This window comes from Kitasatospora sp. NPDC090308 (assembly GCF_044769485.1).
Taxonomy (GTDB): domain Bacteria; phylum Actinomycetota; class Actinomycetes; order Streptomycetales; family Streptomycetaceae; genus Kitasatospora; species Kitasatospora fiedleri.
Window position 1 is genome coordinate 1 of the sequence record NZ_JBIVXY010000008.1, and the last position, 16,827, is coordinate 16,827.

The 16,827-nt window shown below is 75.5% G+C and carries 14 protein-coding genes and 1 pseudogene; 4 read left to right on the plus strand and 11 right to left on the minus strand.

Features of this window, described 5'->3' with window-relative positions:
* Nucleotides 1-114: pseudogene (locus ACIQVD_RS19505) on the plus strand (electron transfer flavoprotein subunit alpha/FixB family protein); the annotation flags it as partial.
* 143 nt (nt 115-257) lie between these two features.
* Nucleotides 258-1,094: a class I SAM-dependent methyltransferase gene (locus tag ACIQVD_RS19510; RefSeq protein WP_402290673.1), complete on the plus strand. Its 837-nt coding sequence runs from the start codon at nt 258-260 to the stop codon at nt 1,092-1,094.
* 19 nt (nt 1,095-1,113) lie between these two features.
* On the opposite strand, the gene ACIQVD_RS19515 is transcribed toward ACIQVD_RS19510, so the two are convergent.
* Together ACIQVD_RS19515 and ACIQVD_RS19520 are read right to left on the minus strand one after the other, a co-directional pair.
* Nucleotides 1,114-1,455 carry a DUF5713 family protein gene (locus ACIQVD_RS19515; protein ID WP_402290675.1) on the minus strand — a complete coding sequence of 114 codons (342 nt, stop codon included), beginning with the start codon at nt 1,453-1,455 and terminating at the stop codon, nt 1,114-1,116.
* Nucleotides 1,456-1,531: 76 nt separating this feature from the next.
* Nucleotides 1,532-2,575, minus strand: coding sequence for an Acg family FMN-binding oxidoreductase (locus ACIQVD_RS19520; RefSeq protein WP_402290678.1), 1,044 nt, complete (start codon nt 2,573-2,575; stop codon nt 1,532-1,534).
* Nucleotides 2,576-2,814: 239 nt separating this feature from the next.
* Here ACIQVD_RS19520 and ACIQVD_RS19525 point away from each other — a divergent pair, with 239 nt between their 5' ends.
* On the plus strand, nt 2,815-3,819 hold the full coding sequence (locus ACIQVD_RS19525) for an aldo/keto reductase family protein (protein WP_400679876.1): 1,005 nt from the start codon (nt 2,815-2,817) through the stop codon (nt 3,817-3,819).
* Between the two features lie 106 nt (nt 3,820-3,925).
* Here the strand turns inward: ACIQVD_RS19525 and ACIQVD_RS19530 are convergent, their stop codons facing one another.
* The 3 genes from ACIQVD_RS19530 to ACIQVD_RS19540 all read right to left on the minus strand — a co-directional run bounded on the left by ACIQVD_RS19530 (nt 3,926) and on the right by ACIQVD_RS19540 (nt 9,008).
* On the minus strand, nt 3,926-6,361 hold the full coding sequence (locus tag ACIQVD_RS19530; protein WP_402290681.1) for a SpoIIE family protein phosphatase: 2,436 nt from the start codon (nt 6,359-6,361) through the stop codon (nt 3,926-3,928).
* Complete coding sequence (locus ACIQVD_RS19535) at nt 6,358-8,433, minus strand: SpoIIE family protein phosphatase (protein ID WP_400679872.1); 2,076 nt, start codon at nt 8,431-8,433, stop codon at nt 6,358-6,360. The genes ACIQVD_RS19530 and ACIQVD_RS19535 overlap by 4 nt, the downstream gene beginning before the upstream one ends.
* A 170-nt stretch (nt 8,434-8,603) precedes the next feature.
* Complete coding sequence (locus ACIQVD_RS19540) at nt 8,604-9,008, minus strand: SHOCT domain-containing protein (RefSeq protein ID WP_400679869.1); 405 nt, start codon at nt 9,006-9,008, stop codon at nt 8,604-8,606.
* Between the two features lie 112 nt (nt 9,009-9,120).
* On the opposite strand from ACIQVD_RS19540, the gene ACIQVD_RS19545 reads away from it, so the two are divergent.
* The gene (locus tag ACIQVD_RS19545; protein WP_400679867.1) at nt 9,121-10,425 is read left to right on the plus strand and encodes a threonine/serine exporter ThrE family protein; all 1,305 of its coding nucleotides are present in this window, start codon (nt 9,121-9,123) and stop codon (nt 10,423-10,425) included.
* A gap of 43 nt (nt 10,426-10,468) precedes the next feature.
* Here the strand turns inward: ACIQVD_RS19545 and ACIQVD_RS19550 are convergent, their stop codons facing one another.
* From ACIQVD_RS19550 to ACIQVD_RS19575, 6 genes are all read right to left on the minus strand, one after another.
* Complete coding sequence (locus ACIQVD_RS19550; protein ID WP_402290684.1) at nt 10,469-11,356, minus strand: hypothetical protein; 888 nt, start codon at nt 11,354-11,356, stop codon at nt 10,469-10,471.
* A 189-nt stretch (nt 11,357-11,545) separates the two neighbouring features.
* Nucleotides 11,546-11,914 carry a hypothetical protein gene (locus ACIQVD_RS19555; protein WP_400679864.1) on the minus strand — a complete coding sequence of 123 codons (369 nt, stop codon included), beginning with the start codon at nt 11,912-11,914 and terminating at the stop codon, nt 11,546-11,548.
* A 52-nt stretch (nt 11,915-11,966) separates the two neighbouring features.
* Nucleotides 11,967-12,632, minus strand: coding sequence for a ubiquinol-cytochrome c reductase iron-sulfur subunit (locus tag ACIQVD_RS19560; protein WP_400679862.1), 666 nt, complete (start codon nt 12,630-12,632; stop codon nt 11,967-11,969).
* The gene (locus ACIQVD_RS19565; RefSeq protein ID WP_400679860.1) at nt 12,629-13,246 is read right to left on the minus strand and encodes a 4Fe-4S dicluster domain-containing protein; all 618 of its coding nucleotides are present in this window, start codon (nt 13,244-13,246) and stop codon (nt 12,629-12,631) included. Before ACIQVD_RS19565 ends, ACIQVD_RS19560 begins: the two co-directional genes overlap by 4 nt.
* A 5-nt stretch (nt 13,247-13,251) precedes the next feature.
* Nucleotides 13,252-15,552, minus strand: coding sequence for a molybdopterin oxidoreductase family protein (locus ACIQVD_RS19570; protein ID WP_402290688.1), 2,301 nt, complete (start codon nt 15,550-15,552; stop codon nt 13,252-13,254).
* Nucleotides 15,549-16,574, minus strand: a complete 1,026-nt coding sequence (locus ACIQVD_RS19575) for an MFS transporter (protein WP_400679944.1) — start codon at nt 16,572-16,574, stop codon at nt 15,549-15,551. The genes ACIQVD_RS19570 and ACIQVD_RS19575 overlap by 4 nt, the downstream gene beginning before the upstream one ends.
* Between the last annotated feature and the right edge of the window lie 253 nt (nt 16,575-16,827).

Consider the following 16,827-nt stretch of genomic DNA (forward strand, 5'->3'; position numbering starts at 1 on the left):
GTCGCCGTCAACAAGGACCCCGAAGCCCCCATCTTCGAACTCGTCGACTACGGCGTCGTCGGAGACCTCTTCACCGTCCTCCCCCAGCTCACCGAGCAGGTCAAGACGGGCTGACGTCCCGTCGACCGGCCTGCCCGGCCCGAAGGGCGCGACCGCTCCGGTCGCGCCCTTCGGCGTTCCCCCGCCGCCCGCGGCGGGCCGGGCTCCGGCCCCGTCCGACTATGATCGTCCGCCAACCACCGGAACGAGGGGGACCCATGCCGCGGACCGCACCGCCGACCACCGCTTTCGACGCCAACGAGCGCACCGCCTGGGCCGGGCACGGCGCCGTCTACGCCGCCTCGTTCGGCCGGCTCTGCGCCCGCCCCGTGGAGCGGCTCCTCGACGCGGCGGGCGTGTCCGCGCGGGACCGGGTGCTGGACGTCGGGACGGGGCCGGGCACCGTCGCCGCGGCGGCGGTGGCCCGCGGCGCCCTGGTCACCGCCGTCGACGCCGAACCGAGCATGCTCGCACTCGTCCGCCGCGACGTCCCGCAGGCCCGGAGCGAACTCGCCACCCTCCCCGAACTGCCCTTCCCGGACGGCGAGTTCGACGCGGTGGTGGCCAACTTCGTGCTCAACCACGTCGGTCGGCCGCTGCTCGCGCTCGCCGAACTGCGGCGCGTGCTGCGCCCGGGCGGGCGGCTCGCCCTGACCATCTGGTCGGGCAGCCCCGCCCCGGGCCAGACGCTGGTCCCGCGCGCCCTGCAGGCGGCCGGCGCGGCCCGCCCGGCACACCTCGGGCCGCTCGACCCGGCCGACGACTTCGACCGCACCCCCGACGGCCTGGCCGGGCTGCTCACCGGCGCCGGACTGCGCGACGCCCACGGGAGCACCGTCGAGTTCGACCACGCCACCACCCTGGACGAGTGGTGGAGCGGCCCGGCGGCCGGTGTCGCCACCATCGGGCTGACCCTGCTCGCCCAGCCGCCCGCCGTCCGGGACGCGGCCCGCCGCCACTACGAGCGGCTCGCCGAGGAGTACCGCACCGACCCGGCGGCCCCGGACGCCCTGCTGCTCCCGCACCGCGCCCTGCTGGCCTCCGCCGTCCGCTGAACCGCGCCCGCCTGCCGCCTCACCACTCGCGGGGGTCGACCAGCTCCTCCAGGTCGGCCTCCGGGAAGCCGTACGCCCGGGCGAGGTGGTCGAAGTCCGCGGCGATCGCCTCGCGCGCGACGGTCTCGATCTCGCTGCCGGCCTCGTGGAACTCCTCCGCCAGCAGGTTGAACTGCTCCGTCGCGGCGTGCGTCAGCTCGTACAACTCGTCGAGCCCGCGCGGCGGTCGGCCCTCGATCCGCTCGCACAGCGCGTGCAGGATGTCGCCGCCCTTGGCCACCAGGTGCGCCGGGTAGTAGCCGTCCCCGCGCATCGGGCCCAGGAACTCGTACCCCGCCATCCGCTCGTTGGTGATCGTCATGCCGCCGCTCCGTCCGCTGGGGAATCCTCCCGGCCGATGATGCCCCCGGCCACTGACAGTCCCCGGCGGTCGGCGGTCAGCGACCCCGGGCCGGGTCGCGCAGCAGGTCGTCGACGCTCCGGCGCGGGGTGGCCGCCCCGGGCGGGCCGTAGCCGACCCGCAGCACCACCTGGACGGTGCCGACGCCGCTGTCGGGGTCGCGCAACCGCCAGCGGGTGTCCGGGAGTTCGACGGCCTGGTGGAGCACCGAGACGCGCAGCCCGCGCGCGGTCGCCACCAGCCACACCCGCTCCAGCGCCTGCCCGGCCCGCAGCCAGTCCGCCGCCGTGTCGCCCCGGGTGGCGATGGTCGCCACCTGCGGCAGCGCCTCGAAGCGCTGCGTGCGCACGGGCCCGCGCCCGGCGAAGTCCCGTACGGGGACCCGGGCTTCGTGGTCATGGGGCCCGAGCGCCCACTCCGGGATGCCGTCCGCGGCAACGCTCGCGGGAGCACGACCTGCGGGCTCCGCGCGCAGCCAACCACCCGTCTCCGCCCGGCGGGCGGCGTCCGCGGCGATCCGGGCCTCGGCCTCCGCGGTCAGCGCCAGCACCCGGCGCGCGCCGGACTCCTCCAGCACGTCCAGTACGGCGTCCTCGTCGGCGGCGGCCTCGATCAGCTCGCCGATCACCGCCTCGGGCACGTCCCGGTTCCCGAACGGCTCGCGGCTGGAGTGCCGTTGGCCGACCGCCTCCGCCAACTCGGCCAACTCGACCGGCTCGTGGGGCGCGCCGCGCGGGCCGAAGCGCACCACCGCCACCGGCCCGTCCGGCCCGTCCGGTCCCGGTATCAGGTCCAACTCCTCGACCGGCAGCCCGAGTCGGGCGGCCGCCACCCGCAGGTTGAACAGCGCCGCCCCGACCGACAGCAGCATCGCCCGCCCGTCCGGATCGGCCAGCGGCACCGCCCGCGCGGGGTCGGCGAACACCAGCACCCCGGGGCCGTCCGCGGTCGGCCGGAACCGCCACGGCTGCGTGTTGTGCAGCGACGGCGCGGCCCCGGCCGCGGCGACCAGTTCCCGCAGTTCGGCCGGGCTCGGCCCGCCCGGCACCCCGTCCACCGTTCCCGCCATCGGCTCGGTCATCGCGGATCACTCCTCGCCGCATCCTCGTCGGGTCGCACGCTTCCGTGTCTTGAGCCTGCGCCCGCCCCGCCCCGCCCGGTAGGGCCCAAAGGCCCGGGCCCGGCGACCTCCGACCCCGTCCGCCGCCCCGCGTACCGCCCCCGTCCGCCGCCCCGCGCACCGACCCCGCCGCCCTGGCCGCTCTGGCCGCCTGGCCGGGGTGGTGCCGACGCCGCCGCCGCTGACGTACGGTACAGATCATGGAATTCCGTCACCTGGGCCGCAGCGGCCTGATCATCAGCGAGATCGCGTACGGGAACTGGCTCACCCACGGCTCGCAGGTCGAGGAGGACACCGCGGCCGCCTGCATCCGGGCCGCCCTCGACGCGGGCATCACCACCTTCGACACCGCCGACGTCTACGCCGAGACCCGCGCCGAGTCGGTCCTCGGACGGGCCCTCAAGGGCGAGCGCCGCGAGGGGCTGGAGGTGCTCACCAAGGTGTTCTGGCCGACCGGCCCCGGCCGCAACGACCGGGGGCTGGGCCGCAAGCACATCCTGGAGTCGATCGACGGCTCGCTGCGCCGGCTGCAGACCGACTACGTGGACGTCTATCAGGCCCACCGCTACGACCCCTCCACCCCGCTGGAGGAGACCATGGAGGCGTTCGCCGACGTGGTCCGCTCCGGCAAGGCGCTGTACATCGGCGTCTCCGAGTGGACGGCCGAGCAGATCCGGGCCGGTCACGCGCTGGCCCGCGAGCTGCGCGTCCCGCTGGTCTCCAGCCAGCCGCAGTACAGCGCGCTGTGGCGCGTCATCGAGGGTGAAGTGGTGCCCACCTGCGAGGAGTTGGGCATCGGCCAGGTGGTCTGGTCGCCGATCGCGCAGGGCGTGCTGACCGGCAAGTACCAGCCCGGGGCGGAGCCGCCGGCGGGTTCCCGGGCCACCGACGAGAAGGGCGGCGCGAACTTCGTCTCCCGCTGGCTGCGGCCCGAGGTCCTGGAGCGCGTCCAGCTGCTGCACCCGCTCGCCGCGGAGGCCGGGCTGTCGCTCGCCCAGCTCGCCGTCGCCTGGGTGCTGCAGAACCCGAACGTCTCGGCCGCGATCATCGGCGCCTCCCGCCCCGAGCAGGTCACCGAGAACGTCAAGGCCGCCGGCGTGAAGCTGGAGCCCGCGCTGCTCGCCCGGATGGACGAGATCCTGGCCCCGGTCGCCGAGTTCGACCCGGCCCGGACCGCGGAGAACGCCCCCAAGACCCGCCCCTGAGCCCCACCGGCGTGCCGGGCGCCTGAACGCGCGGGCGCCCGGACCCGGCCGGCGCAGCGCGCCCGCGGGCGGCCACCGCGACACCCCGGTGGCCGCCCGCGGCCCGCTACTCCCCGCCGCCCTCCGCCAGCCCCGCCGGCCCCGGCACCACCGGCGCCGCCGAGGCCGCGGGCGCCCCCGGCACCTCCGACGTCTCCGACGCCTCCGGCACCTCCTGCTGCGCCCAGATGGTCTTGCCGTGCCGGGCGAACCTGGTCCCCCAGCGCTGCGCCAGCTGCCCGATGATGAACAGCCCCCGGCCGCCCTCGTCGGTGGACTTGGCGCGCCGCAGGTGCGGGGTGCTGTCCGAGCTGTCCGACACCTCGCAGATCAGGCCCCGGTCGTTGATCAGCCGCAGCCGGATCGGCGACTTCCCGTACCGGATCGCGTTGGTCACCAGTTCGCTGACGATCAGGCCGGTGGCGAACTCCAGCTCCTCCAACCCCCAGGCGGCGAGCTGGTGTTCGGCCAGCCGCCGGGCGGTGCGCACCACCGCCGGGTCCTCCGGCAGGGTCCACACCGCGACCTTGTCCTCGGGCAGCTCCAGGGTGCGCACCAGCAGCAGCACGGCGTCCTCGCGCTGGCGCTCGGGCAGCAGCGCGTACACCGCCTGGTCGCACAGCTGCGCCAGTTCCTCCTCCCCGGCCCGGGCCAGCACCCGTTGCAGCGCCGCCCGCCGGCCCTCCCCCGGCCCGGCCGGCAGCGTCTCGTCCAGGCCGCCGCGCTCCGCGCTCCGCCCCGGCCCGCGCTCCGCGGCGCCGTCCGCCCGGGGCGGCGTGCGCCGCGGCGGGCCGGACATCAGCCCGTTGGTGTACAGCGCCAGGACGCTGCCGACCGGCAGTTCCGCGACGCGCATCTCGTAGCAGCCGTCGCCGCAGCCCAGCGGCAGCCCGGGTTCGACCGGGAACGGCACCGGCACGCCGTCGGGGCCGACCACCACCGGCCCGGGGTGTCCGGCGGAGGCGGCCGTGCAGGTCCGGGCGATCGGGTCGTAGACCAGGTACAGGCAGGAGGCCAGGCCGTCCGGCAGGGTGCTCGCGCCGGCCGGCAGGCTGCCGCGCTGCTCGTCGGTCAGCACCCGGGCCGCGTCGTCCAGCCGCACCAGCAGTTCGTCGGGCGGCAGGTCCTGGACGGCCAGCGTGCGCAGCGCGGTGCGGACCTGGCCCATCAGGGCGGCGGCCTCGATGCCGGTGCCGGTGACCGAGCCGATCGCCAGGCCGACCCGGGCGGCGGACAGCGGCACCACGTCGTACCAGTCCCCGCCCGGGCCGACCACGCCCGGCAGGTAGACGTGGGCGCTGCGCACGGCGCTCAGCTCCACCGGTTCCCGGGGCAGCAGTTGGCGCTGCAACGTGGTGGCGATCGACCGTTCCCGGGCGTAGCTGCGGGCCTTGTCGATGGCGACCGCGCCGCGCGAGGCCAGTTCGACGGCCAGCTCCAGGTCGTCCTGGTCGAAGGGTTCGGGCCGCCGGTGCCGGTACAGCGCCAGCACGCCCAGCACGGCGTCGTGCACCACCAGCGGCGCGACGATCATCGAGTGCACGCCCAGCCCGGTCAGCCGCCGCCCCCGCTCGGGGTCGGCGGCCAGCCACTCCTCCTCCCCGCCCAGCCCGCGGATCAGCCGGGCCCGCCCGTCCTCCAGGGTCCGGCTGTACGGGGTCGGCGCCCCGTACGTGGACAGTGCGCCGTGCGGGACGGGGCCCGCCGAGGGTCCGGCGGGGCCGGTGCCGCGCACCGAGCGGTAGGCGGCCCGGCGCAGTGGCGCGCCGGGGTCGATCGGGCCGGGGCGCAGCGGCAGTCCGCGCAGTGGTTCGTCGAGCAGGTCGACGGTGGCGGAGTCGGCGAAGCGGGGGACGGCGACCTCGGCGAGTTCCTGGGCGGAGCCGATGGCGTCGAGGGAGACGCCGAGGCGGCGGTGCGCGCTGTGCAGGATGTCGAGCCGGTCGAGGGCGCACTGCCGTTCGGTGACGTCCTCGACGGCGGCGACCAGGTAGCGGCGGCCGGTGTCGGAGACGATCCGGAACAGGGAGACCGCGCCGACCATCTCGTGTCCGGGGTCGGCGGGCATCCGGCCGCGCACCAGGTGTTCGCGGACGTAGCCGCCGTCCTGGAGGGCCTGCCGGGCGAGCACCTCCAGTTCGACGCGGTCGAAGCCGGGGGCGAACTCGGCGGGGCGGTGTCCGACGATGTCGGTGCTCGCCATGTCGCGCACGCCGCGGGCGGCGCTGTTGTAGCGGATCACCCGCAGCTCGTCGTCGAGCAGGTAGAGGCCGATCGGGGCCTGCGCGAACAGCGCGTCGAGCAGGGCCGCGTCGACGTGGTCGCCCTGGCCGCTGCCCGCCGGCCGGGGCACCGCGCCCCCGCCCGCCCCGTCCGCCGGTCCGCTCACGTCGCCGCCCTCTCCGTCGCTGTGCCGGTCGTCCCGGTGGCCGTCCACGCCGTTCCTCCGCATCCCGTCCTGCTCGCCGTCCCCCCGCCGCTCCTCCTGCTCGCCGTCGCTCACCGGCCGCCCTCCCGGCCGGGGCCTCTGCTCGCGGCGTCCACCGCGCGTCCCTGCGGGTCGGGCCGGAAGGCGATCACGGCGATGTCGTCGCGGACGTCGGCGACCTGGGCGACCAGGTGGTCGCAGAAGTCGGCCAGCGGGCGGTGGCGGGCCGCGGCGGCGGTGCGGCAGAGCCGGGCGAGGCCGTCGTTCAGGTGCTCGCCGGGGACTTCGACCAGGCCGTCGGTGTAGAGCAGCAGTGTCTCGCCGGGCCCGACGGGGTGCCGGTGGGTGACCCGGGGCCGGCGCGGGTCCACGCACAGCGGGACGTCGGCGTCCTCGGCGGCCAGCAGCCGGGGCGGTCCGTCGACCGGGACGAGGACGGGCGGCGGGTGTCCGGCGTTGGCCCACTCCATCTCCCAGCCGCCGTCGGCGCCGTGCCGCACCAGCCGGGCGTGCACCGCGGTGGCGAAGCTGCCCACGCCCAACCCCTCGGCGGCGGTGTCGAGTTCGCGCAGGGTGTCGGCGGGGGTGTGGGCGTGGCCGCGGGTGTAGGCGATGGAGCGCAGCATGGCGCGCAGCTGGCCCATGGTGGTGGCGGCGGCGAGGTCGTGGCCGGCCACGTCGCCGATGGTGACGGCGAGCGAGCCGTCGGGCAGCGCGAAGGCGTCGTACCAGTCGCCGCCGACCTCGGCGTTGCGGCTGCCGGGCTGGTAGCGGGCGGCGACGGCGGCGGCGCCGAGCCGGGGCAGGGTGGTGAGCAGGGCGCGTTGCAGGACGACGGCGGCGTGCCGGGCGCGTTGCAGGGCGAGGGCCTGGCGCAGCGGGGCCTGGGCGCGTTGCAGGACTTCGTGCTGGAGGTCGATGTCGGCGGGTCCGGGCGGGGGCGCGTCCTCGCAGCCGGCGGTGGCGGCGAGGGCGACGACGGCGCCGTCGACGACGATGGGCAGCAGGGTGAGGCTGGTGGCGCGGGCGGCGGACAGCCAGCGGGCCGATATCTCGGGGACGGCTCCGCCGGGGACCGCGCCGTCGGTGAGGTCGAGCAGGGCGGGGGTGCGGTCGGTGACGGCTTGGCGGGCCCGGGCGCCGAGGGTGAAGGTCTGCTGGTTGAGCGGGGGCAGCGGGGGCAGTCCGGGGCGGGCGACGGAGGCGATCCGGGTGGCGACGATCTCCTCGCCGGCGGCGTCGGGTGCGGGCAGCAGGTAGACGGCGCACACGTCGGTGAGGTCGGGGACGAGGGTGGCGGCGAGGGCGGCGAAGGCGTCCTCGGCGCGTTCGGCCTCGGTGACGGCGCCGGCCCGGGCGAGCAGCCGTTCGCGCAGGCGTCCGCGCCAGTGGTCCTCGATGTCGCGGGTGGTGCCGATCCATTCGGTGCCGCTGCTCTCGTGCGGGACGGGGACGGCGCGGGAGCGGACGTGCCGGTAGCCGCCGGCGGCGCTGCGGACCCGGAAGGTGTGGTCGAAGACGCGGGGCAGGTCGCGGGCGGCGGCGGCCCAGCGGGCGGCGGTGTCGGCGCGGTCCTGGGGGTGGACGACGTCGAGCCAGCCGTCGTCGGCGGCGGCTTCGGAGAAGGGCTGGCCGGTGATCTCCTCCCAGCCGGGCATGAGTTCGCTGGCGGTGCCGTCGGTGCGGGCGACCCAGACCATCTGGGCGGCGGCGGCCATCAGCGCCTCGTAGCGCCGCAGGGCTTCCAGGCGTTCGGCGGACTGGCGTTCGGCCTCGAGGGCGGAGTGCAGTTCGGCGGTGGTGTCGATGGCGGCGGCGAGGATGCCGGGGCCGTACCGGGTGGCGGCGGGCGAGCAGGAGTAGACGAAGTGGCGGTGGGCGGGTCCGGCGCCGGGGCAGCCGAGGGTGCGGTGGGCGGTGACCTGCCGGGCGGTGCCGTCGGCGAGGACGGCGTCCAGGGTGGCGAGGAAGCGCTCGCTGCCGGGTTCGGTGAAGGCTTCGCGGGCGGGCGCGCCGAGCGGGCGGTCGCCGAACAGCTCGCGGAAGGCGTCGTTGTAGTAGACCATCCGGTGCTCGGGGCCGGCGGTCAGGGCGATCGCGACGACGGCGCGGTCGAACACCTCGGGCGTCAGCTGCGGTTCCGGCACGCCGTGGTCCTCCTCCCGTCCGCCGCTCGGCGGGTTCGTCCGGACCGGTCCGGTCCGTTCTCCGGCCCGGCCGGGCGGCCTCGGCCGGGCGGTCCCGGCCGGCGGCGCGGCGTCCGCGGGCCCGCCCGGTCCCGTCGGCCCTCGGGTCCGGTCCCGTCAGCCATCGGTGTTCAGGCGAGCAGTTTCTGCTTCGCGGCCCGGAACTCCTCCTCGGAGAGGGCGCCGCTGTCCTTCAGGTCGGCGAGCCGGGCGAGTTCGTCGACGTGCCGAGGTCCGGTGTCCCGGTCCTCCGTCCCGGCGGCCTTCCTGATGTAGTCCTGGAACTGTCCCTCGGCCTGCGCGGCGACCGCCCGGTCGCGGTGGCCCATCCCCTGGCCGCGGGCGATCAGGTAGACCAGGACGCCGAGGTAGGGCAGCACGATCACGAAGATCGTCCAGGCGGCCTTGGCCCAGCCGCCCATGTCGTGGCTGCGGAAGATGTCGGTCAGCACCTTGAACATCAGGAAGAACCACAGGATCCACAGGAACAGCCACAGCATGGTCCAGAACAGGTTGAGCGCCGGGTAGTCGTCCATCGACTGGCTCCCTTCCACAGGTCCTACGAGTGGTATCACCACATTTCGGGCACCGCACGTCGGCGGTCGGCCGCCGCGCAGCCCGCCGCGGACCGGGCGAGGATGTGAGCGGGTGCCGGGTCAGGCGCCGCGGGAGGCGCGGGAGGCGCGGATGGACGGCGGGCGGGCGGTGCGCACGGAGCCGGACGGCGGCGGGGTGGCGCTGGAGCGCTTGACGGCGCTGCTGGAGCGGCTGACCCGGATGCTGCTGGCGGCGAGCGGCGAGGGCGCCTCGGAGGTCGAGCGGACGGTGGCGCGGGTCGCGGCGGGTTTCGGCGCCCGGAGCGCGATGGTGCTGGTGCCGGACGGCGCGACGCTGACCGTGTCGCTGGACGGCCGCAGCTCGACGGTCGCGGTGCGGGCCTTCCCGGACGTCGCCCGGCTCGACAAGGTCGCCGCGCTCAAGCCGTGGGCGCACCGGGCCGCCCTGGGCCGCACCCCCCTCGCGGAGGCCGAGCGGGGGCTGGCGGCGATCGACGGCGCGCCCGCCCCGTACCCGTGGTGGCTCAAGGGCCTGGGGATCGTGCTGTTCACGGTGGGCTTCGCGCCGCTGATGCAGCCGACCTGGTACGAGATCGGCAGCAGCGCGCTGCTGGGCCTGGTCACGGCGGTGCTGGCGGTGGCGGCGGGGCGGTGGCCGCGGCTGTCGCGGGTGCTGCCGCTGGTCGCGGCGGCGGCCGTGTCGGTGCTGGTGCTGGAGGTGTTCGCCCGCACCCCGGCGCACGGCGGGGCGGTGCTGCTGATGCTCCCGGCGCTGTTCTACTTCGTCCCCGGCGACCTGCTGTCGGCCGCCGCCGCCGAGCTGGCCGCCGGGTTCCTCACCACGGGCGCGGTGCGCCTGGTGTACGCGGTGTTCCTGCTGCTGCAGCTGTACCTGGGCGTGATGCTCGGGGTGTACGCGACCGGCGGGGACACCTCGGCGCTGTTCGACGTGGCGGCGCGCGCCGACCTGCCGCGCTGGGCGGTGTTCCTGTCCTGGGTGGTGTTCACCGTCGGCACGGTGCTGGCGTTCGCGGTGCCGTGGCGGCTGCTGCCGGTCCTGCTGGGCACGGTGTACCTGACGGTCGCGGTGCAGTCGGGGGCGACGAAGCTGGTCGGCGAGGTGGGCGGGACGTTCGTGGCCGCCGTGGCGCTGGGGGCGCTGGCCACGGCGGTGGCGCACCGGCCGGACCGGCCGCCGCGGCTGCTGCTGGCGCTGCCCGGGTTCTTCACCCTGACGGTCGGCTCGCTGGGCATGCGCGGTCTGACCAGCCTGGCCGGCGGCCATCCCGTGCGGGGCTTCCACGACCTGCTGTCGATGGTCACCACGGTGGTGGCGATCGCCGTCGGCCTGCTGGTCGGCGCGGTGCTCGCCCAGCGCCCGCAGCCGCTGCCCTGAGCCGCCGGCCCGTCGGCCCGGCCCGCCCGGACACCTCGCCCGGCTACCCGGCCGCCGCGAGCCCGCGGTCCGTCCCGCTGCCGTGGCAGGGCAGGTCGAGCGCGGCCGGGTCCATCGCGGGCAGCCACTGGCCGCTCTTGCGCAGCACGGGCGTCAGCACGATCTCCGGCCGGCCGTCCTCGCCGGGCCGCACCAGGGCGTCGTAGCGGACCGGGCGGTGGGCGGCGGTGGCGGGCGTGGGCCGTTCGTCGCGGTGGGCGCGGGCCTGCGCGTCGAGGGCCAGGTAGGCGTGGTGGAGGTGCGCCTCCCAGCCGGGCAGGTGGTACGGGTCGGCGGGGACGAGGTAGCGGGCGCCGCGGTCGGTCAGCAGGGCGACCAGGCGGTCGACCGCCTCGGTGCGGCGCAGGTCGGGCGGGAGCAGGTCGAGTGCTTCGGCGAGCGGGCGGGTGACGCGCAGCAGTGCCTCGTTGAAGTCGAGGCCGTGCTCGCCCTCGGCCTGGACGAGCAGGGCGCGCTGGTCGCCGGTGAGGTGGAGCCGGCAGGGGTGGGCGCCGCCCTCGGCGAGCAGGTCGGGCCGGCCGTGCCAGTGGACGGGGGTGTCGCCGAAGCGGGCCCACTGCGGCCAGTGGATCTCGCCGCCGGGGCCCGCGACGGCGTGCCCGAGGTGGTGGTCGCCGACGGTGAGGACCTCGATCCGGGCGCCGACCACCCGGGCGGGTTCGGGGTGGTGGACCAGCCGCCGCCCGTCCCAGTCCAGGCCGCCGGTGCGCGCGCCGACGGGCGCGGTGGCGGCGAGGGTGAGCGGGCCGTGCGGGTGGGCCTCGTGCATGTGGGAGACCGTGACGGGGACCAGGACGGCCGCGCGGAGCACGGCCTGCCGGTCGGGGAACGGCCTGGGCTGGACCGTTTCGGTGGTGGGGTGCTCCGTCATGCGCCGTGCCCTTCCCGCGCCCGCACGGCGCGCGACCCGGCGGGTGCCGGCTCGTCGGCCGGCCACCCCGCGGTGTGTCCCGTCGGCCGCCCGCGCGGCCAGGGGGACAGCGTACGGGGCGGCGGGCGGTTCGGGAACGCGGGCGGGGCGGGCGGTGGTGAATCGTGACCGTCCGCAACGCCGCTGCGGTCAGCGGTCGTTGGGCGCGATCCGCCAGGCGAGCAGGACGACCAGGAAGGACGCGGCGCTGAACCCGGTGCACCACCAGGCGGTGGCCGTCTCGCCGCGCATCCAGGCGTTGGTGGCGGTGCTCAGCGCCCACAGCTGGCCGACCACGATGGTGACGCCCAGCGCCAGCCGGGCGGACAGGATCGCCGAGCGCTCGGGCTGCTGGTCGGTGCCCGCGCCGGGGCCGGGGCCGGTCGCGGAGACCCGGGGGTCGGCGTAGCCGGAGGTGGACCGGATCTGCGGGTACCGTTCGCGGACGGGCCGGTTGAGCCGCGGCTCGTCGCTGCCGGGGTGGTAGCCCTCCGGGTAGTGGCCTTCGGGGACGCTCATCCCGCACCTCCACACGTTGGTTGACGATCCGTCAGGTCGCTCCGGGCGCCGGTCATCGGCCGCTCTTGCGGTTCGCGCAGCCGGCCGCCTCGGCGAGGGCCGGGTTGCGCTCGGTCAGGCCGCGGCACAGGCCGGCCTCCTCGTCCTCGCCGGAGCGGGCGGTGCCGATCGCCCACACCGCGCCCTGGGCGTCCTCGACCACCACCACCTTGGGCAGCGGGCGGGGCGGCGGGCCGCCGGTGACCTCGCCGGTGCGGGAGTCGAACTGCCCCTCGTGGCACGGGCAGTAGAGGTCGCCGTCACTGCCGTGGTCGCGCCGCCAGAGCACCCCGCAGGCCAGGTGGGTGCAGACCGTGGAGTAGCCGACCAGGGTGCCGTCGGGCAGCCGGATCGCCATCGCCCGGTCGTCCTCGCCGGGGTAGTCGAAGCTCACCGCCTCGCCGCGCTCCAGCCGGTCGGCGACCTTCAACGGGGCGGCGGCGCCGTCCCCGTGGCGGTGCAGCACGCCGGCCGAGACGACGGTGGAGCCGACCGCCAGGCCGCCGGAGACGGTGGCGACGATCCGCAGGTAGTCGCGCCGGGTGGTCAGCGAGTCGGCGCTGATCCGGTCCTTGAGCGCGGCCCGTTCGGCCCGGAGGCCGTCGGGGTCCCCGGCGCCGTAGGGGTCCGTGGAGCCGCCGGAGCCGTACGGCTCGGGGGAGTTGCCGGGGCCGGTCACGCCCTCGCTCCGTTCCCGGGCGTGGGGCGCCCGTTGACCTCGATCAGGGTGAGCATGCCGCCGGGGACGGGGGCCCGCCGCTCCCCCGGCACCACCATGGCCACGCCGGTGGAGACCACGGTGTCGCCGAACGCGAACATCGTGGAGACGTCCACGCCGGGCCGTTCGGCCTGCAACTCCTCGACGGTGCCGTAGAACAGGGCGCCGGTGGGGCAGACCGTGGCGCACATCGGCGCCAGGCCGTAGGAGGTGCGGTCGTAGCAGAGGTTGCACTTCATCTGGAGCTTCGCCTCCAGGTCGATCTTGGGCACGCCGAACGGGCAGGCGTTGACGCAGTTCGCGCAGCCGATGCAGCGGGTCGGGTCGGCCTCCTGCACCACGCCGTCGGCGGTGATCAGGATCGCCTCGGCCGGGCAGACCTCGGCGCACGGCGCGACCGGGTCCTCGCAGTGCATGCACACGGTCGGCAGCGCGGCGACGGTGTGGCCCTCGTCCGGGTAGTCCAGGTGGATCATCGACTTGCCGCGGTGCGAGTCGCACTCGCGGCAGGCCGACACGCACGCCTGGCAGCCGATGCAGCGGCCCGGGTCGATGAAGATGGTGCGTCCGAGCATCTCGGTCAGCCCCTCTCGGCGGTGCCGCGGCCCTGCGGCGCGGTCGGCGACAGCGGGTCGGTGCGGGAGACCTGGGTCTCGGGGTACGGTTCGCGGCCCGGCGGCACCGGCGGCGCGGGCACCGGGTCGATCCGCTCGGCCCGTTCGATCCGCACCGCGCACACCTTGTACTCGGGGATCTTCGAGCGCGGGTCCAGCGCGTCGATGGTCAGCACGTTCGCCGCCGTCGGGTAGGGCCAGTGGTAGGGCACGAAGACGTGGTCGGGGCGGATCGCCTCGGTCACCAGCGCGGGCAGCACCTCGCTGCCGCGCCGGGTCACCACCCGCACCGGCTCCCCGTTGCGGAACCCGTGCGAGGGGTGGACCTCCACCCACGGCCGGGGCGTCTGCTCGACCAGGCCGCCCAGGCGCCGGGTCTGGTTGCCGGACAGGAAGTGCGCCACGGTGCGCCCGGTGGTCAGCCGCATCGGGAACTCGTCGCTGTACGGGTCGGCCGGCGGGTGCCACTCCACCGCCTGCAGGTGCACCTTGCCGTCCGGGTGGTAGGTCCGGCCGTCCTCGAACAGCCTTGGCGTGCCCGGGTGTTCGAGGCTCGGGCAGGGCCAGGCGATGCCGCCGGTGGCCTCCAGGCGCTCGTACGTGATGCCGTAGTAGTCGATCACCGTGCCGGCCGAGGCGCGGCGCAGCTCGTCGAAGACGTCCCGGGAGCCCTCGAAGGCGAACTTGCTGCCCTCGCCGAGCCGTCGGGCGATCTCGCACAGCACCCAGGTGTCGGTGCGCACGCCCGCGGGCGGCTCCTGCGCCTTGTTGTGCTTGACCACCCGGGCCTCGGCGTTGGCCATCACGCCCTCGTCCTCGGCCCAGGTGGTGACCGGGAAGACCACGTGCGCGTTGGCGGCGGTCTCGGAGAGGAAGAAGTCGAACTGGGCGTGGAACTCCAGCCGGTCGAAACCGTCCTTCACCACCGCGTAGTTGGGCAGCGAGACGAAGGGGTTGTTGCAGACGCCGATCAGGCCGCGGATCTCGTCGCGCTGCATCTGCCAGACCATCTCCATCATCGAGGTGCCGGCCTGCGGGAGTTCGGACTCCTCGATGCCCCAGATCGCGGCGATCTGCCGGCGGTGCACCGGGTCGTTGATGGAGCGGCCGCCGGGCAGCAGGTCGGACTTCTGGCCGTGCTCGCGGCCGCCCTGGCCGTTGCCCTGGCCGGTGAGTGTGCCGTAACCGGCGCCCGGACGGCCCAGGTTGCCGGTGGCGGTGCACAGGTTGATGACGGTCAGGCAGTTCTCCACGCCCTGGGTGTGGTGCTCGATGCCGCGCGCGTGGCAGGCCATCGCCCGCTCCGCCCGCCCGAACATCCGCGCCACCTGGACGATCTGCTCCGCGGGGACGCCGCAGATCTCGGCCGCCCGGTCGGGCGGGTACGCCGCGACGGTGGCCTTGACCTCCTCCCAACCAGTGGCGTGCTCGGCCAGGAACGCCTCGTCGGTCAGGCCCTCCGCGACGATCACGTGCAGCACGGCGTTGAAGAACGCCGCGTCCGTACCGGACTTGAGCGCGACGTGGACGTCCGCGGTGCGGGCGACCGCGGTCTCCCGGGGGTCGACCACGATCAGGGTGGCGCCCCGGTCGCGGGCCCCCCACACGTACTGGGTCAGCACCGGGAAGCACTCGCCGACGTTCGCCCCGGCGATCAGCAGGCAGTCGGTCTGCAGCATGTCGGAGAACGGGTTGCCCGCCCGGTCGATGCCGAAGGCCAGCTTGTTGGCGCCCGCCGCGCTCACCATGCACAGCCGGCCGTTGTAGTCCACGTGCCGGGTCTTCAGCGCGACCCGGGCGAACTTGCCCACCAGGTAGGTCTTCTCGGAGAACAGGCTGGCCCCGCCGAGCATCCCGAACGCGTCCCGGCCGTGCGCGGCCTGGATGCGGCGGATCTCGGCGACGGTGAAGTCCAGCGCCTCCTCCCAGCTCGCCTCCCGGAACTCCTCGTCGCGGCTGCGGCGCACCAGCGGCGCGGTCAGCCGGTCCGGGTGGTTGACCTGCTGGTAGGCGTTGATCCCCTTGGGGCACAGGCGCATCCGGTTGATGTCGTGGTTGCGCGGCTCCACCCCGAACACCTTGCCGCGCCCGTCCACCCGCAGGTACATGCCGCACTGGATGCCGCAGAAGCAGCAGTGCGTGGGAACGAGGGTCTGCTCGGTCTGGTCGGCCCGCCAGGCGGCGGCGGGCAGGCCGCCCGCGTCGCGGAAGGCGCGCGTCCCCAGCGGGGCGACGCTCGGGTCCAACGGGACGTGCTCGGTGCTCACTTGAACCCCCGCTTGACGTTCGACAGGTAGGCGTTGCCGCGCAGCACCCGCTTGCAACGGGGGCAGTACTCGGCCCACTCGTCGAAGCCCAGGCGCAGGTCGCGCATCGTGGCGCGCAGGTTGTCCACCGCCGCGACGGTGTCGATCGGCTGCCCGCAGCGCCGGCACGCCCGCAGCTCCTGGGCGTCCGAACCCTTGCGCCGCGCCGTGTACTTGAACAGCTGCATGCCGACCGCGGCCGGGCGCTGCACGATGTGGAAGAACTTGCCGAACGGCAGGTAGACCAGGGTCAGCACCACCGAGGCCATGTGCAGGATCGCCAGGAACTCGTAGCCGCCGCCGTGCAGGAACATCTCCGAGAAGGTCAGCAGCAGGCCGGTGACCGAGATGGTGATCAGCGCGAGCAGCGGCAGGAAGTCGTAGCCGAAGCGCTGGCCGGTGGTCGCGGCCCGGTCGCGCATCCGCCGCCACAGGAAGTAGCCGGCGCCGCCGATCACCATCACGGCGGCCAGGTCCAGGCCGTGGTAGAGCGCCCAGCCGAGGAAGCTGCCGGAGTCGAAGCCGAACAGCTTCACGCCCCACAGCCGCATCTCGTAGCCCGGGCCGGACGCGCTGGCGGAGGTGAAGGTGAACCAGCCCCAGGTCAGCGGGAAGGTGATCGCCGCGGCCAGCAGGCAGCCCCAGAAGATCAGTTGGTGCGCGGCCCAGCGGGCGTGCGAGCGGGCGCCGAGGAACTTCTGGAAGCCCAGGTAGGTGGCGATCATCCGCGGCAGCGCGGCGGGCGAGCGCTTGAGGTTCTCCCAGGACAGCGCGGCCTTCCAGCCCTGCACGAAGAGCCGGCGGGCGGCCGGCGCGGAGACCCACACCACGTAGCGGTACACCACGCCGAAGGTCAGGAACACCGACGCCACCGCGTACGGCACCAGCGCCGAGTCGAAGTCCCGCAGGCCCCGGCTGCCCAGCACGATCGCCACCACCAGCAGCACGCCGGCCGCGGCGGCGATCACCGAGGCGCGCACCACCGTCGTCGAGCCGGGCGACGGCGCGACCGGCTCGACGCCGCCCGGGCCGAGACCGCTCCCGCCCGGACCTCCCCCGGTCGGTCTGCCCTCCGCGGGCGGCGCTGTTCCGGCCACGCGCACTCTCCTCAGCGTTCGACGGCCCACTCGGTCTGGCCTGCTCTCCGCCGGACGCTAGCGATCAGCCCCGCCCGGGGCCCGTCGACCGCACCGCCAACGGCGCGTCGCTGCGCCGGACGGGTGAGCGGGCGGCGGG